Origin of the sequence: Paenibacillus xylanexedens (genome assembly GCF_001908275.1) — a bacterium.
GTDB lineage: Bacteria > Bacillota > Bacilli > Paenibacillales > Paenibacillaceae > Paenibacillus > Paenibacillus xylanexedens_A.
Genome location: NZ_CP018620.1, coordinates 4,527,064 through 4,544,152 on the forward strand (window position 1 = coordinate 4,527,064; position 17,089 = coordinate 4,544,152).

Annotated in this window: 5 protein-coding genes; all 5 read left to right on the forward strand. The window is 48.8% G+C overall.

Annotated elements, in window-relative coordinates:
* Window positions 1–243: 243 nt before the first annotated feature.
* Entirely contained in the window at window positions 244–573 is a 330-nt protein-coding gene (locus BS614_RS20000) for a metal-sensitive transcriptional regulator (protein ID WP_047843212.1), read from the forward strand.
* Between the two features lie 717 nt (window positions 574–1,290).
* Window positions 1,291–4,539: an ACP S-malonyltransferase gene (fabD, locus tag BS614_RS20005; RefSeq protein WP_244898168.1), complete on the forward strand. Its 3,249-nt coding sequence runs from the start codon at window positions 1,291–1,293 to the stop codon at window positions 4,537–4,539.
* A gap of 54 nt (window positions 4,540–4,593) precedes the next feature.
* Complete coding sequence (locus BS614_RS20010) at window positions 4,594–5,835, forward strand: FAD-dependent oxidoreductase (protein ID WP_074095291.1); 1,242 nt, start codon at window positions 4,594–4,596, stop codon at window positions 5,833–5,835.
* A gap of 48 nt (window positions 5,836–5,883) precedes the next feature.
* Window positions 5,884–11,151: an SDR family NAD(P)-dependent oxidoreductase gene (locus BS614_RS20015; protein ID WP_074095292.1), complete on the forward strand. Its 5,268-nt coding sequence runs from the start codon at window positions 5,884–5,886 to the stop codon at window positions 11,149–11,151.
* Between the two features lie 35 nt (window positions 11,152–11,186).
* Complete coding sequence (locus BS614_RS20020) at window positions 11,187–17,081, forward strand: type I polyketide synthase (RefSeq protein WP_074095293.1); 5,895 nt, start codon at window positions 11,187–11,189, stop codon at window positions 17,079–17,081.
* Window positions 17,082–17,089 lie beyond the last annotated feature (8 nt).

Here is a 17,089-nt window from a genome sequence, read left to right on the forward strand (position 1 = left end):
CGGTCAACTTCCGACTGGGGTTATTCTTAATAATAAAATACCTTTGACTGATATATCGTTGCAGGAGGCAGGAGGGATAATATGTCTAATATACTGCATAGATAAAGATACTTGCATCGCTTGTGGGCATGTGGAGCAATGGCGCCTGACAAGCCGTTCTCTTAGCACGTACCATGATACTTCTTGCTCCCTTTACATAGGGTAGGGGGGGATGGTAATGTGTTAATAAAGGAGTTGATCTACATGGATGATACGATACTTGAGGCCGCCTCATGTGACCATACATCTTCAAACGAGCGGAAAAGCCATCATTCGGAGAGTACAAAGCGAAAATTAATTAGCCGGTTGAATCGGATTGAAGGGCAAGTGCGTGGAGTAAAAGGAATGATTGAGAAGGATACGTATTGTGATGACGTGTTGCACCAAATTGCCTCCATTCAATCCGCGTTGAATGGCGTAGGAAAGCAGCTTTTGGAACATCATATGAAAAGCTGTGTCATTGAACGCATTTCAGAAGGCGATCACAAAGTTTTGGATGAACTGATGATCACTGTAAATAAGTTAATTAAGTAAGCTAGGATAGAGGAGATACCTCTTGTTTTATTCAGGTAAATGGACCATCAAGGTTAATTTTATTACGGTTAGTGATGAAAAAAAATATCGAAAACAAGAACATGTTCCCGTTGAAGTCGCTATTATAGCGGCTTTTTTATTTTACTAAATAAAATGCGATGTGGTCAGATAAAAGCAACTGTTAATCTGACAATTATAGATCCGATGAAAAAGTTTAAAAAGTTCGTTAACATATGCAAAAACAGCGGAAGCTTTAATATAGCTTTCTTCAGTTAGACAAAGCATAAAAGTAACATCAATTGTCATTTATTTGATCGTTATTTATTTATTGAATCATTCCGATATTCTGATTTATGGAAAATAAATAATATAAATCCATACCATTTTTCTATTTTTATATTTAAAATACGATGTTATTCATCATTTTACGATATGCAATGACTACATTTACAAAATCCATCATTTACAAAAATTACAAAATTGATTATAGTATATTCAACAAGCTTTTCAACTAATTCAATCGTTGTTTCGGCACGTTGAAGATAGGAAAATGCACATATAATGATAGTTATGCGTTAAATTACAACCTTCTGTCCCTGATCAACGGGGATAGCGGAGTTTATTTGATATGTCTATTGATGTGCTTGTAAGGAGGTGCTCAGACTGAGCGATTCCGTTGTTTTTATGTTTTCTGGACAAGGATCGCAATATCCGCAGATGGGGAAGGATCTGTTTGAGCAGGATGCATTGTTCAGGGAAACGATGCTTGCTCTGGATCAAACGGTGTTGGAATGCGGGGGCGAGTCAATCGTCCAGTATATGTACGGCGAATCGTCAACCGATGAGGACCGCTTCGAACGTACCATTCTGTCGCATCCCGCCATCTATATGGTGGAATATGCACTTGCCCAATCGTTATTGACTCGTGGCGTGATCCCTGATTACGTCCTTGGCAGCAGTCTCGGGGAATTTGCCGCCGCTGCCATTGCGGGCGTATTCAGTGCAAAAGATGGCTTGCGCTGTGTTATGAAGCAGGCAATACGATTCGAGCAACATTGCCCTTCTGGCGCGATGTTAGCGATATTGGGAGATGCATCTCTATATCCGGAACTTCCGGAATTTGAATATTGTACCTTGGTGTCCGTCAATTATGACGGGCATTTTGTTATTTCCGGACCGGTGCATGCACTGACAAAAGCACAGGAGTGGCTCACATCGCATGCTGTGCTAAGTCAGATGCTCCCGGTTTCATTTGCCTATCATTCTCAATGGATTGATAGGGCAGAAGCAGCATACACGGCGGATTTGCAGGCATTTACATTTGCCGCCCCTCATATACCGTTAATCTCCTGTATGACTGGAGGGGAGGCTGCCCAAATTGCACAAAATCACTTCTGGCAGGTTGCGCGAAAACCAATTCTCTTTCGCGAAGCAATACAAAAGCTTGAATCTGCCGGACCGCATCACTATATCGATATCAGTCCGGGCGGTACGCTTGCAGGTTTTGTGAAGCGGCTTGCAGACAAACAAGCTTCATCAGCGGCAGTCGTTTTGTTATCTCCCTTTTACAGGGATAAGGAACAATTGGAGAGCGTGGCCAGGCAATATCAACAGCCGTCCATGAACATTCAGAGGGGAGAGCAGAACATGAGGGCTTATGTATTTCCAGGGCAAGGCTCGCAGTTCAAGGGCATGGGGCACGACGTTTGGAATCTTTATCCGGACCTGGTCCGCACCGCAGATGAAATATTGGGATATTCCATACGCGAGCTGTGTCTTGAAGACCCCGGAGACCGACTCAAACGTACGGAATACACCCAGCCGGCCCTGTACACCGTCAATGCCCTGATGTACTACAGGGAACTTGAGCAACAGGGGAAGCCGGACTATGTAGCGGGACACAGTTTGGGTGAATTTAATGCGTTGCTGGCTGCAGGCGTGTTTGATTTTGCAACCGGACTACGTATCGTCCAGTTCCGCGGTGAATTAATGGGAAGGGCAGAGGGCGGTGGGATGGCAGCTGTGATCGGGCTGAATTCGGATGTTGTGGGTAAGATTCTTTCGCAGCATGGCCTTGACCACTTGGATATCGCTAATATGAACAGTCCCAGTCAGATCGTTATTTCGGGTCCGCAGGACTTGCTAGTCCAGGCGAAGTCTGTGTTTGAGCAGGAAGGTGCATCCAATTACGTCATCTTGAATGTGAGCGGCGCATTTCACTCCAGATATATGGAAGCAGCCAAGCAGCAATTTGCTGCATATCTCAAGCAAACTCAGTTTGCTGCCCCGACGCTATCCGTTATTTCCAATGTTGGGGCAAGACCCTATACAATCGATCATCTGCAACACAACATGGTGGAGCAGTTGACGTCCTCCGTGCAATGGACCGACACCATTCGATATCTGATGGGAAAAGGGGTTAACGACATTGTACAGATTGGACCCGGGACCGCTCTAAGCAAACTCGTAAAGGCTATCCAGGCTCAGGCTCAGCCACTTTTTGTGGAGAAATTATCTGTTGAACCGCCTCCGGCTTCAACCGCAGTGATAAAGGACGTACCTAAGGATGTATCAATGGGAGTGTCTGAGACCGCTGCCCATCCGTTCAGCAGCTCGCAGCGTTTCCAATCTGAACGGATGGGCAGCGCAGAATTCAGGCAGGATTATGGTGCCAGGCTGGCGTACGTTGCGGGAGGAATGTTTGGCGGCATTTCATCTGTGGCAATGATCACAACACTTGCAAAAGCGGGTATGGTCGGCTTTCTCGGAACAGGTGGACTGCGCGTTGAAGAAGTGGAAGAGGCGGTGATGTCCATCCGCCAAGAATTGCCTGTTCAACATTGCTGGGGATTAAATGTGCTTCATGATCCTCTCCACCCTCAGCGCGAGGAAGAGATGATCAAGTTAATGCTTAGATTAGGCCTGAACAGGATGGAAGCAAAAGGATTTCTGGGCATGACTCCGGCACTTGTCCACTATCGGGTCAAAGGAATCTATCGCAGATCCGATGGTACTGTGGCTTCATCTCATCTTCTTCTCGCCAAATGCTCTCGTCCAGAGGTGGCAGAGCTGTTTATGAGTCCAGCTCCGCAACATATGTTGGACCAATTGCTGGTGGAAGGACGTATTTCCGCTGAACAGGCCCAATGGGCGCGGCAATTGCCGATGGCGGATGACATTTGTGCAGAAGCCGATTGTGCCGGATATACCGATGGTGCAGTATCCATGACCCTGCTGCCTGCCATGCTGTCCCTGCGCAATCAGATGATGAAAAAGCATGGCTACGCCAAAACAATCCGGGTCGGTGCAGCTGGGGGTATTGGTACACCCCAGGCGGCTGCAGCAGTATTTGTCATGGGGGCAGATTTTATTCTGACCGGCTCGATTAATCAATGTACGGTCGAAGCCAATACTAGCCAACTCGTAAAGGAACTGCTTCAGCAAATCAACGTTCAGGATACCGGATATGCGCCCGCAGCAGGCATGTTTGAACTGGGAGGAAAAGTACAGGTGCTGAAGAAAGGCGTTTATTTTCCTGCGCGTGCTAACAAACTGCATGAGCTGTATCGCCAGTACGACAGCATTGACGAGATCGATGAGAAAACAAAAACAAGGCTTCAGGAGCAGTATTTCAAAAGGAGCTTTGACAGCATTTACGCGGAGATGGAATCCGTTCTTACGACCCAGGAGAGAGCACTTGCCGAACGTAGTCCCAAGGCCAGAATGGCCGTTATTTTCAAATGGTATCTGGAGCACTCCGCCAAACTGGCGCTTCAGGGGGATGAGAATCATCAGCACAGGGTGGACTTTCAGGTATATTGTGGTCCGGCACTCGGTGCTTTTAATCAGTGGGTACAAGGAACAACGCTCGAATCCTGGACACAGCGCCATGTGCATCTGATCGGAGAGAAGTTAATGGAAGAAACAGCCCAGCTGCTTAACGAAAGCCTGCTTCAACTGGTATAAAACGGCCCAGCACAATTAGATGCGCAGTGAGACAAGCCAATAAGGAGGAATCGAATGGATATTGAAAGTGAAGTGCTTATTGTGGGGGCGGGCATTGCAGGCGTGGCGCTGGCACTGGCCATGGGCAGAAAAGGTCGACAGGTGGTGTTGATTGAACGCTCAAAACAATTTCCTAACATTCCCAAAGGTGATTTTCTTCAGCCGGTAACGATTGATCTGCTGGACAAGCTTGGCGTTCTTCCTGAAGTAACCAAACACTGCGCTCATGTAGCACGGGTAAACTACGGCACGCTTGGGGGTGTCAACTGTTTTACGGGTAGCTATGAAGAAATGGACATACCTGTGCGTTATGCATTGAACGGGGACCATCACCACATTCATCAAAGCCTGTTTAATGCCATTGAGGAAATGCCCAACGTACGCTTCTACCCCGGCATGAACGCAGGCAAACTGTTGTTCACCGATCATTATGTGAGCGGAATCGAAGCAGGTTCGGAGGGCAAAACGGTACGCATCGGCAGCAAAATCCTTGTCGGGTCAGACGGCATCAAGTCCAAAATTCGTGATCAGCTGGGGCTTAAATATCACCTTTATCCTTATGAGGAAAAGATGGCAAAAATGTTCGCTTTTACTTTTCACGATGTCACACATACCAGGGAAGAGGCCAGCTTTTTCTTTGGCGAAGGTGTAAGCTGCGGAGTCTTTCCTTTGCCCGGCCAAAGGCTAAGGATCTACCTAGCTTTGCGAAAGGATATATGGCAGCGCATCCGGGAGGACGGTATCGAATCGTTGCGCGGCATGCTGCTGTCTCTCTGTCCGCACTTGCAGCAAGAAATAACGCAGATCGTGGATTTCAAACAGGTTCAATCCATTCCGGCCTATTATCTGCATACCGAAAAATGGGCAATTAACGGCGCCGTTCTGCTAGGAGATGCATGTCATGCTCTAAGTCCGGCACTGGGACAGGGTATGAATCTGGCGATTCAGGGTGCTGTCGAACTGTCGAATACGTTGGAAGAAGCGCTCATTACCGATGACTGCTCAGAACGTCAGCTTCGCCTGTATGAGAAAAAAAGAAGGAAATATGTGCGTCTCATCCAGCGCAACAGCACAGCTCATACCTATTGCTGGTTTGTGAAGAACCGAGCCTTTGTGACACTTCGCAATGCTGCTTTTCGTCGAATTGGCAAGTGTCCCAATCTGCTGAAGGAACAAATGCTGACTACGTCGGGATACAGTGACAAACCACCGTCATTCTCACACATGCTGCGCTTTGCAGGAATTATGAAGCCTTGATGAGATGAAAGGTCAGTATGCCGATACCAAAGGAGAGGAGACATTCAGATGGGAAGCAAAAGGACGGAAATTGCCGTTGTGGGTATGGCCTGCCGTTTCCCGGGAGCCGGCGGATATGATTCATTTTGGGAAAACCTGATTCAAGGCCGCAATTCCATCTCCGAGATTCCCCCGGAACGCTGGGACTTGGAGAAGTTTTATTCGTCAAACTCGAATGACACAGGCAAAACCTCAAGCAAATGGTGCGGGTTGGTCGAAGGAGCATATGATTTTGACCACAGCTTTTTTAACATTTCCCCGCGCGAGGCTGCGAGCATGGACCCACAGCAGCGTTTGCTCCTCGAAGATACGTGGCATTGCATCGAGGATTCGGGCATTTCTCTGTCAGAGCTTCAGCAGAAGGTGACAGCTGTTTATACTGGCGTGATGACAGCGGGTTATTTGCAGCAAATGGAAGCCTCACAGGCGGACAGTTATGCCTGTCTTGGCAATTATGAGAGCTTGCTTGCGAACCGGATATCTTATGCGTTTAATTTGAGTGGCATGAGCCTGCCGATTAATGCGGCCTGCGCTTCCTCACTTGTGGCTATTCACGAGGCGAGACGTGCCCTGATTCTGGAAGAATGTGATTATGCCTTGGCTTCTGCCGTGAATTTGAATCTCGACCCGCTCAAATATGTTTCCTTTTCCCAATCCAGAATGTTAAGCCCAACAGGGCAGTGCAAAACATTTGACCAGAGCGCGGACGGATACGTTCCGGGAGATGGGGTTGCTGTATTACTTCTACAACGATTGGAGGAAGCCATTGAGCAAGGAAATACGGTTTATGGCATCATTAAAGGCTCTGCTGTCAACCACACGGGGAAAAGTTTGTCCATTACGGCACCTCGCATGGAGGCACAACGTGATGTCATTTTGGCTGCGTGGAAGGCTGCGGATATCGATCCTCGCACCATTACCTATGTCGAAGCACACGGGACTGGTACCTCGCTGGGAGACCCGATTGAGGTCGAGGCGTTAACCCAGGCATTTCGGCACTATTCTCCGGATCGGTCATTCTGTAAGATCGGATCGGTTAAAACGAACATCGGTCATCTGGAGAGTGCGGCGGGCATAGCTGGTCTTATTAAAGTGATGATGATGATGAAACATCGGAAAATCCCGGCCTCTCTTCATGTGAAGACGCTGAATCCGATGATTCCTTTTTCGCGTACCCCGCTGGAGGTTGCACGAGAACAAGAGACTTGGCACAGTCGGGAGCAGGGACAACCTTTGCGCGCAGGGATCAGTTCATTCGGTTTCGGAGGTGTAAACGCCCACATTGTGGTCGAACACCACGAACCTGCTGCTAAACCCTCTGTTCCCTCCAAACTATCTGTTCAGCAGGATTCCAGAGAGCCCTCCCGATTATTTCTGCTGTCTGCCAAATCGGAAGCGAGCTTGCAGCAGCATGTCGCAGATTGGCAGCAGTGGTTCGACAGGCATTCTAATGCGGAAGATACACTACGGGCTATCAGCCTGTCGCTGCTTAAAGGCAGAGAGCATTTCAAATATCGGTTTGGCGGATGGGCTCATACCCGGGAAGAGCTCAGGACATTGCTGAATTCCGACTGTTACGGTAGCCCGCCAATTGGAGCATCCGCAAGGTATCTGAACATTCAGAGTCCCACGTGGGAGGGATACGCCCAATTGAAATGCTCTGGACATACGTCTCAGTTATTACTGCGTAAGGCAGAAAGGCAAATCGAGGCAGCATTAAAAGCAAACGGCATGAGGGAAGAATGGGAAGACTTGATGGCAGGATACTATCAGGATACGTGGCATGAAGATCGGCGAGAGCTGTATTGTTTTATAGCCGGATATGTTCATGCTGCTTCCTTGATTCAACTGGGATTTGCCCCTCGGTGGATTCAGGGAACGGGGATTGGCATGCTGATTGCATGGGTCATTGGAGGTCACATTTCTGTTGAAGATATGATCTCCGTTCTGTTCAAACAGAAGCGTGCCGAAGACGTGGGACTGTGCAGCCCCATATGGCCTGTCATGCAAGAGGGAAGCTCATCCCCAATCATGCCCTTTGCTTTTGATGATTCCTATGTACATGATTTGATTCAATCTGTACGGATCGTGGAGGAACAGGCTTACGACGGGTTCCGAGACGAATTGATGGATCGTGCGCATCGGTTATACACCCATCAGTATACGTTCAGGAACTACATAAATGAATGGAATGACGAATGGCAGGAGAGCACGGGAACAACCATGCCATGGCAGTTGCAACCAACGTCTGAAAGCAGCAGTACAAGCGAATCTTTCCGTTCCACGTCGGCTGTGCTATGCATTGCAGTCATGGATGCACTGCGCAGGGTGAAACGAAAGTGGCAGCTTCAGGTATCTGAAGAGTCAGACATTCCGGCTGTACAGGAACTGCTTGATCTTCTGGCCGATCAGGTTATTACCCGGAGAGACATTATGGAGATGTTGTTAAACGAGACAGGGGAACATCATGAACTTTCACGGATCACAGCGCAGTTAAACCAGAATTCCGGACTCATGCTGCCAGAACGCGCGTACACACTCATTCGTCAGCATCAACAGCGGACAGGTGGGATGCACAACGCACTCCAATTTCTACATGACTTCCTTCAACCCGGTAGTGAAAATGAAAAGGATCGCAACCTACCTCTGCCTCATTCAGAAAAAGCCACAGACTGGATGAAGCAGGCCGGACAAGAAGCAGAGGAAGTGAGCTTGGAATTACCATTTCACGAAAATGTACTACGATTATGGCTGTCCGGCATGGAGCTCGATATGCGTCAACTTGCGGAAGAGGGGCCTTATCAGAAAATACGATTGCCACGTTATGCATTTCAAAGAAAAACATTCCGTTGGTCTGCCAACTTGGGTAGAAAAGCGAAGGATTCCTTCCAAGAAAAGAAAAGCAAAAAAGAATATGATCGGCTTCATCCAATGCTTCACCGCAATCTTTCGGCTAATCAGGACACAAGATTCCGTTCGGACTTTACAGGGCATGAATTTTTTCTCAACGATCATCGAGTTCGGGGGCAACGGGTACTTCCAGGTGTGGCTTATCTGGAGATGGCCCGCATGGCTTTGCACAGTGTAAACGAATCGCCCTCTTCCTCCTTTGCAGCGTTCCAGATTAAGAATGCAGCCTGGACAAGTCCGATTTTCGTAGATGAACATCCGATTGAGGTATCTGTTCAACTACATTACGAAGACGCGGAACGGGGAATCCTGCGATATGAAATCAGTGAAGTAGGCAGCGAAGCCCCAGATCGTCTGAGCTGCGGCACAGGCCTCGTCGCCCTGAATTCGTTGGCCCCTGTTGATCGTCTTAATATTTCGTCTCTGATTGCGACAATGCGAGAGGAGAGTTTGTTGGATCATGAGACCATCTATGACCGCTTGCGAGAACAAGGGCTGGAGTATGGACCAGGTCATCAGCCGATTAAGCGAATGTACATCAGTTCGGGTCAGGCTCTGGCACATCTGAACATCCCTTCCCATATAGAGCATACATTGGGCGATTATGCGTTACATCCTAGCATGATGGATGGGGCCTTGCAGACAGCGATGTTATTGCTTGACGATAACGCCGCCCCTCAGGATCAAGAGAAGGGAACGAAGCTTCCTTTTTATATGGAAGAAATGGATTGTTTATTACCGTGTACACCCGAGATGTGGGTGCATGTGCGTTTCAGTGATGGTTGTCCAATCGGAGGGAACGTGGCGAAGCTGGACATGGATCTAATAGATGCCGGAGGAACCGTCTGTGTCCGGATTCGGAATTATATGTGCCGCAGCATACCGGGAGAGAAGAGGCAGCAGCACGTGATGCAGGATGCGGAGCGGGTAACGATCACCAGGGATTTGCACGAAGATTTTCCACCTGGTACAGAGTTGCTGGCTCCTGTGTGGAGTGTGCTTCCATCGGAGAAAGACAGCAGGATTTCTTTGGAGAGCCTCAGAACGGCCCTCATTGTTGCAGAGACAGTAGAGATGAGCGGATACCTTGATGAGGTTAGACAACAATATCCGGGAGCTTCGCTGATATTGCTGAGGCCTGGCGAAACTGTGGAGCAAATGGCCCAAGAACTGGAAAACTGCGGACAGTTTGACCATCTGGTGTGGGTCTCGGGGTTGGGCGACGCAGAAGGGAAGGCTGCCAGCGCGATCACTCAGAGCCAGGAAGAAGGCGTGATTATTGTATTCAGTTTGGTCAAAAGTCTATTGCAGCTAGGGTATGACAGAAGCCCTCTCCAATGGACCGTAGTTACTTTTAGTGCCATAGCCATTCATGCGCAGGATGAAGTGCATCCGCTCCATGCAAGCATACATGGCTTTCTCGGTTCTTTGGCCAAAGAATACAAAAACTGGACGTTCCGGGTAGTTGATCTGGATTTTGCAGATCGAAGTCTGCCAGCGCTGAGTGATATGCCCACTGTGCCTGAGAACACTTGGAGCAATCTGACTGTCTATCGGGCCAAACAGTGGCATCGCTGCGAATTGCTGCCTGTTAAGCTGCCTTCCATCCAGCAATCGGCTTATCGTCGCGGCGGCGTATATGTCGTTATAGGCGGTGCTGGCGGATTGGGTAAAGTATGGAGCGAGTATATGATTAGTCGTTACAACGCTCAGATCATTTGGATCGGACGAACACCGCTCAACCCCGAGATTATAAAAGAGCAGGAGAGGCTTGCTCTGACAGGCCCGGCTCCAGAATATATATCAGCAGATGCAGGCAGTCCTGAGGCTTTGCATGAGGCTTACAGGTTAATCAAACAACGCCATGGAACCATTCATGGTGTAATTCATGCTGCCATTGCACTCAGGGACAGCAGTGTAATGAAAATGGACTTGCCACAATTCAATGAAGGATTATATGCAAAAGTCAACGTATGCGCGGGAATGATCGAGGTATTTGAGAAGGAATCGCTTGATTTTATGCTGTTCTTCTCCTCCATCAATGCGTTTGCCACACCTGCCGGACAAAGCAATTATACGGCAGGGTGTACATTCAAGGACTCATTCGCCCAGTGGCTTCATCGTTATCTTCATTACCCTGTTAAAACCATGAATTGGGGGTATTGGGGAAGCACCGGAACGGTGGCTTCTCCAGCTTATCGTGAGCGGATGACCAAACAGGGCATTGGCTCGATTGAGCCTCCCGAAGCGATGGCTGCGCTGGAACTGCTTCTGGCCAGTTCACTTCCTCAACTGGGATTGGTCAAAATCATTGGTGAGGCAAAGCCATACGCGATCAGCGAGCAAGAATTCATGACAGTATATTAGGCATGAAACGTGTAATCCAACAGGAGGGCGAAATCATGCAAGATAACGAGCGGTTATCCTTACAGCACAAAATGTGGAATTCATTAAACCAGAAGCTGATGCATGTGTTGATTGTTCAGATGGAACAGCTTGTAGATGTTGGAACGATGGCAGGAGCTTCGCACTGCACTTCTTATCCTGGTGTGCTTCCTGCATACCAACGATGGATGGACCACACGCTTCGCATTCTTCAGCGTAACCCGGAACTCGTTGAATTCGAACGAAGCAACATTTGGTCTGATTGGGAAGAGCACGAGGAGCGCTGGATCACGCAGCCAGAAATGAGAGCAAGGGTGGAACTCGCTGACGTGATGATCCGGGCGCTGCCCGACATTGTTACAGGCAAACAGTCCGCAACAGAGATCATGTTTCCGGGTGGCTCCATGTCAAGAGTGGAGGGAATATACAAGCAAAATTCAATTGCAGATTATTTCAATGCACTGCTTGCAGATGAGGCCGCCCAGCTGATCCGGGCGTTCTCCGAGCATGGCAACCGCAAGATCCGCATTCTTGAAATCGGCGCTGGAACTGGAGGAACAAGCTCCATGCTGTTTCAAAAGTTCGAGCCCTACCGTGAACTTATTCAGGAATACTGTTACACGGACGTCTCCAAATCTTTTCTGCAACATGCAAGGAAACAATATGGGCCGTATTATCCCTACCTTACGTACAGCCTGCTCAATATTGAAGAGCCGTTGCATTCTCAGGGAATTGAAGCGGGACGATATGACCTGGTCGTGGCTACCAATGTGCTGCACGCCACACGTCAGATCCGCCATACTTTGCGCAATGCCAAAGCGTTGTTGACCTTGAAAGGTAAACTGCTAATCAACGAAATTATTGAGGATTCCCTGTTTAACCATATTACGTTTGGCTTACTGGCCGGATGGTGGCTGTTCGAAGACGAACAGGTGCGTATTCCCGGCACTCCGCTGCTGCATCCGAATCAGTGGAAAGCGGCACTCGAACTGGAGGGTTACTTTGACATAGAATTTCCCGCATCCAACGCCGAAGGACTGGGCCAGCAAATTATAAGCGCAGCGAGTGACGGAATAGTCCGGCAGAAACACACCTTTTCATCAGCGAATCAGATGCTGCCCGCGGCTGGAAAGGAAGAGCCTCCAAAGCCACAAGAGACTATTACAGTTCAAGAACTAGAACCAGCCTTAAACGCGTTAAGCCTGAAAGCCCCTGCTGTAGATGACAGGGAATTAAAACAAGCATGCAGGATGTATTTACAAAAGATGATCGGTGCCATTCTGGATGTAGAACCAGAGCAGATCGATCCCGCAGAAGCTCTAGAAATGTATGGGCTGGATTCCATTCTCATCATTCAGTTGACTGAGCAGCTAAATAAGGAAATGGGGGAGCATGTGAGCAGCGTGCTCTTTTTTGAATATACAACCCTTGACGCACTGGTCAATCATTTTGTGGAAAAGCGCAAGTTTGAGCTGATCTCGATGCTTGGGTTAACGGAAATGCAAGAGGAATCGATAACAGAGCCTAAACTGAATATTGGTGGAATTTCGGCAGAAGCTGCCACTCATCTAACTGAAAGTTACAAGCAGAAACGACCATCTGAGGCAACAGGTGAAGTAGCCATCATCGGGCTTGCCGGGCGTTACGCTCAGGCTGATGATATGGCAGAATTTTGGAATAATTTGATGCAGGGCAAAAATTGCATTACTGAAATACCTTCACAACGTTGGGATTGGAGAACCCACTATCATTCGGAGAAAGGACAAAAAGGAACGTCTTACAGCAGGTGGGGAGGATTTATTCGTGGTATCTATCACTTTGACCCGTTGTTCTTCCATATTTCTCCTAAAGAGGCTGAACAAATGGACCCTCAGGAGCGGCAGTTCCTGCAAACTGTCTATGTTGCCATCGAAGATGCGGGTTATACCCCTCAGGCTCTTGCCGATTCGGGTACAGTCGGTGTGTACGCAGGTGTAATGAATGGCAACTATCCTACCGGAGCTTCCTTTTGGTCCATAGCCAATCGGGTATCCTACACGTTTAATTTCACGGGGCCAAGTCTGGCCGTGGATACGGCATGCTCTTCCTCCTTGACGGCCATTCACCTGGCAATGGAAAGTCTGCGCAACGGCACCTGTGACCTAGCCATCGCAGGGGGTGTGAATCTGATCGTTGACCCGGTTCATTATGTCAGGTTATCCGAAAAAACCATGCTGACTCCAGACAACGAGTGCAGTCCTTTTGGAGAGGGAGCCAACGGTTTTGTGGACGGGGAGGGTGTTGGTGCATTACTGCTCAAACCGCTTCATCTGGCGGAGGCCGACGGGGATTTTATTTACGGCATCGTTAAAGGAAGCATGATTAATGCAGCGGGTAGAACAAAAGGATACACCGCGCCCAATCCCGGCCAGCAGGCAAAGGTGATCAGCGAAGCTATCTCGCGATCTGGCGTAGATGCCCGGACCATAAGTTATATTGAGGCACATGGCACCGGTACAGCACTGGGTGACCCGATTGAAATCGAAGGCTTGCGCAGGGCATTTGAGAAACATACAGCGGATAGACAATTTTGTGCAATCGGCTCGGTGAAGTCGAACATCGGCCATGCCGAGAGTGCGGCTGGCATCGCCGGGGTCAGCAAAATATTGCTGCAAATGCGTCACGGCTGCCTGGTGCCTTCACTGAATGCAGAGAGCAGCAACCCGAATATTCGGTTCAGTCAAACCCCATTTCACGTTCAGCAGCACATGACTCCATGGATTCGTCCCGTACTGGATACACCTGAAGGCATGCGCGAATATCCACGGATTGCGGGCATCTCCTCATTCGGAGCAGGCGGCGCCAATGCCCATGTCATCCTTGAAGAATACAGGATGGATAACAAGGTGAACCAGAAATCGGTGATAGCAGGAGATTCCAATGTACCGGTAATGATCGTCCTATCGGCAAAAACCGAAGATCGCCTCAGGATAAAGGTGAGACAACTTTCGCAAGCCGTTCAGGACAACGCTTATACGGATTTACATCTCGCTAGGATCGCCTACACGCTGCAAACCGGAAGAGAAGAGATGGAATGCAGATGCGCTTTCACGGCGTATACCATCAAGGAGATGCTAGGCAAATTGCAGGCGTATCTCACCGGGGAAACAGCACATGAACAGATATTCACCGGAGAGATCGATATTGAACGGAATGACAATCGACTTGTAGACGATGACGATATGCAGGAACTGGCAGCAAGCTGGATACGCAAAGGAAAAACGGTTCGGCTTCTGGAGCAATGGGTTCGGGGAATGAAGCTGGATTGGCAGCAGTGGTATGGAACGGTTAAACCACAGCGAATTAGTCTGCCGGGATACCCTTTTGCGGAAGAGCATTACATGATACCTTCTTTATCCTCCTCCTCATCAGGGAATGAAGGCTTTGAAACCACAAACGTCGTAGCGCCAAGCCAGACAGAATGGCTGCATCCGCTGCTGCACAAAAACACCAGTTATTTGGGCAGTCAGCGGTTTAGCTCACGTTTTACCGGAAACGAATCATTTCTGCGTGATCATCAAGTAAGAGGGGTGAGCATATTACCCGGAGCGGCTCATCTGGAGATGGCTGCAGCAGCTCTACGTCATTCCCTGCCGCCCGAAGAACATAACAGAGAGTACAACGGAAACGATCATATTCGTCTACATGATCTGGTATGGTTACATCCCGCATCTGTAGAGGATCAGCCGTTGTCTGTACATCTTGAATTGCAGGCCGAGCGACACCAACAGGGGTACCGATTTGAAATTACAAGCAATGCGAAGGCTGAGGCTCCATCCATATTATGCAGTCAAGGATTCGTTTCCCTGATTCGCTCCACAAGGGACACGCCTGTATTCCAACCTGCTGACTGGCATAAGTGTCATGGCAACAACATCGTTCCACCTGAGAGAGGTTATCAAATTTTTTCTCGAATAGGTCTGGTTTATGGAAGCACTCACCGCTGCATCTCACATTTGTATACGGGTCAGCACAGCGTTATGGCACGACTAGCCATGCCATTGTCGGGTACAAAAAATCTGGAGGAATACGAACTCCACCCATCCATGCTAGATTCGGCATTTCAGGCCTGTCTGGCACTTGCTATGGATTTGAGCCAGGAAGAAGATCTTTCGTCTGAGCCCTGGCTGCCATATGCACTGCAACAAGCGGAGATTTACAGACCATGTTCTTCTGTGATGTGGGTAGAAGTCCGTTATACCGCGAGCAGTGGTCCTGGGCATTCCATGCCTCGTTATGATCTCACACTCTATAGTGATGATGGATTGCTTTGCGCAAATTTTGAAGGTTTGGCGTTACGGAAGTGGGCTGCCACGCCCCAATCCCAGCAGGATTGGACCGGAGAGGAAGCTGGCTTGACTAATCAGTTCGGGGATCATTTAAATAATCTGCATTCACTGGAGCCCTGGACACAAGATCTGACCATGCCGGAGGCAGCGGCAACAGCTGAAAATAATGCTAAACTGGCCGTTCTTACAACGGTGTGGGCTCCATTAGAGCAACAATCAGCAAATGAAGGCGTTCCCAGTACTGAGGTGTTTTCGGCGGAAAAACTTCTAATTCTTTGCGAAAATGCCGCCATGAACATTCGGTTCCCGAGAGGGGATGCTTTTCGGCGGATTGTCTTTCCGAGACAGCCATCTGTGGCACAGATGGTGGATATGCTTGCGGCCGAGGGAGATTGCGATCATATGATCTGGCATTGTCACCCCGGTATGTCCGAGAATCGCATGACAGAAACAAACAGGGAAGAGAAGGAAAGCTTCGTACCCGAACTTACTCGTTTTTTCAGGTTTGTCAAAAGCCTTCTGCACCTGGGATACGGCTCCAGAAGTCTTCACCTCACGGTCGTTACAACGAATGCGCAAGCGCTCGCTTTCGATGATACCATCGACCCGGACCAGGCAGCCATTCATGGGTTGACGGGTTCACTTGCTAAGGAATATGCCCATTGGGCCATTCGCGTCATCGATCTGAATGGCGGCGAAATTCTCCCAATGGATGCTATTGCAGATATGACCCCGGACCCCCACGGAAATGCATATGTGTGGAGGGATCAGGAATGGTATCGCCAGGAATTAGTGCCTGTAGAATACGATTCCGTTCCACTAGCCGCTTATCGGCAGGGAGGGGTCTATTTGGTTATTGGCGGAGCCGGAGGAATTGGCGAAGTCTGGACACGTTATATGATTGCGACCTACAACGCCCAAGTGATCTGGCTAGGAAGAAGTCCCCTGAGTCCCGAGATTCGGCATAAAATCGAACAGTTGGGCCAGTTAGGGCCAGAGCCTCTTTATATCCAGGCAGACGCTTCGCTCCCCGGTCGTCTGGAACAGGCTTATGAGTCTGTCATAAGGCGGTTTGGACAGGTTAATGGAATAATCCACTCTGCACTAGTGTTGTCTGACAGAAGCCTGGCGCGTATGGATGAGGAGATTTTCAATAACGTGCTGTCTGCCAAAGTTCAAATTAGTGAACAAGTGAATGCATTAATGAGTCAACTTCGGAAGCAACCCGATTTTGTCTTGTTTTTCTCTTCGCTGAACTCCTTTATGAAATTGCCAGGTCAGGGCAACTATGTAGCTGCCTGCTGTTATGCCGATGCCCTGGCCTTACAGATGAACAGGAAATGGCCTGGACGGATCAAAGTGGTCAACTGGGGATATTGGGGCAGTGTTGGTTCGGTCGTATCTGAGCAGGTAAGGCAAAGCATGCATCAGAAAGGCATTGGTTCTATCGAAGCTGAGGAAGCCCATCCCATTCTGGAATGGCTGATGTCAGGTTCCCTGCAACAGGCCGTCATACTCAAGATCACCCGCAAACCCGAAATGCTTGTACTAAATGAAAATCAAATGTTAACGGTATATCGTTAGACCAAGTG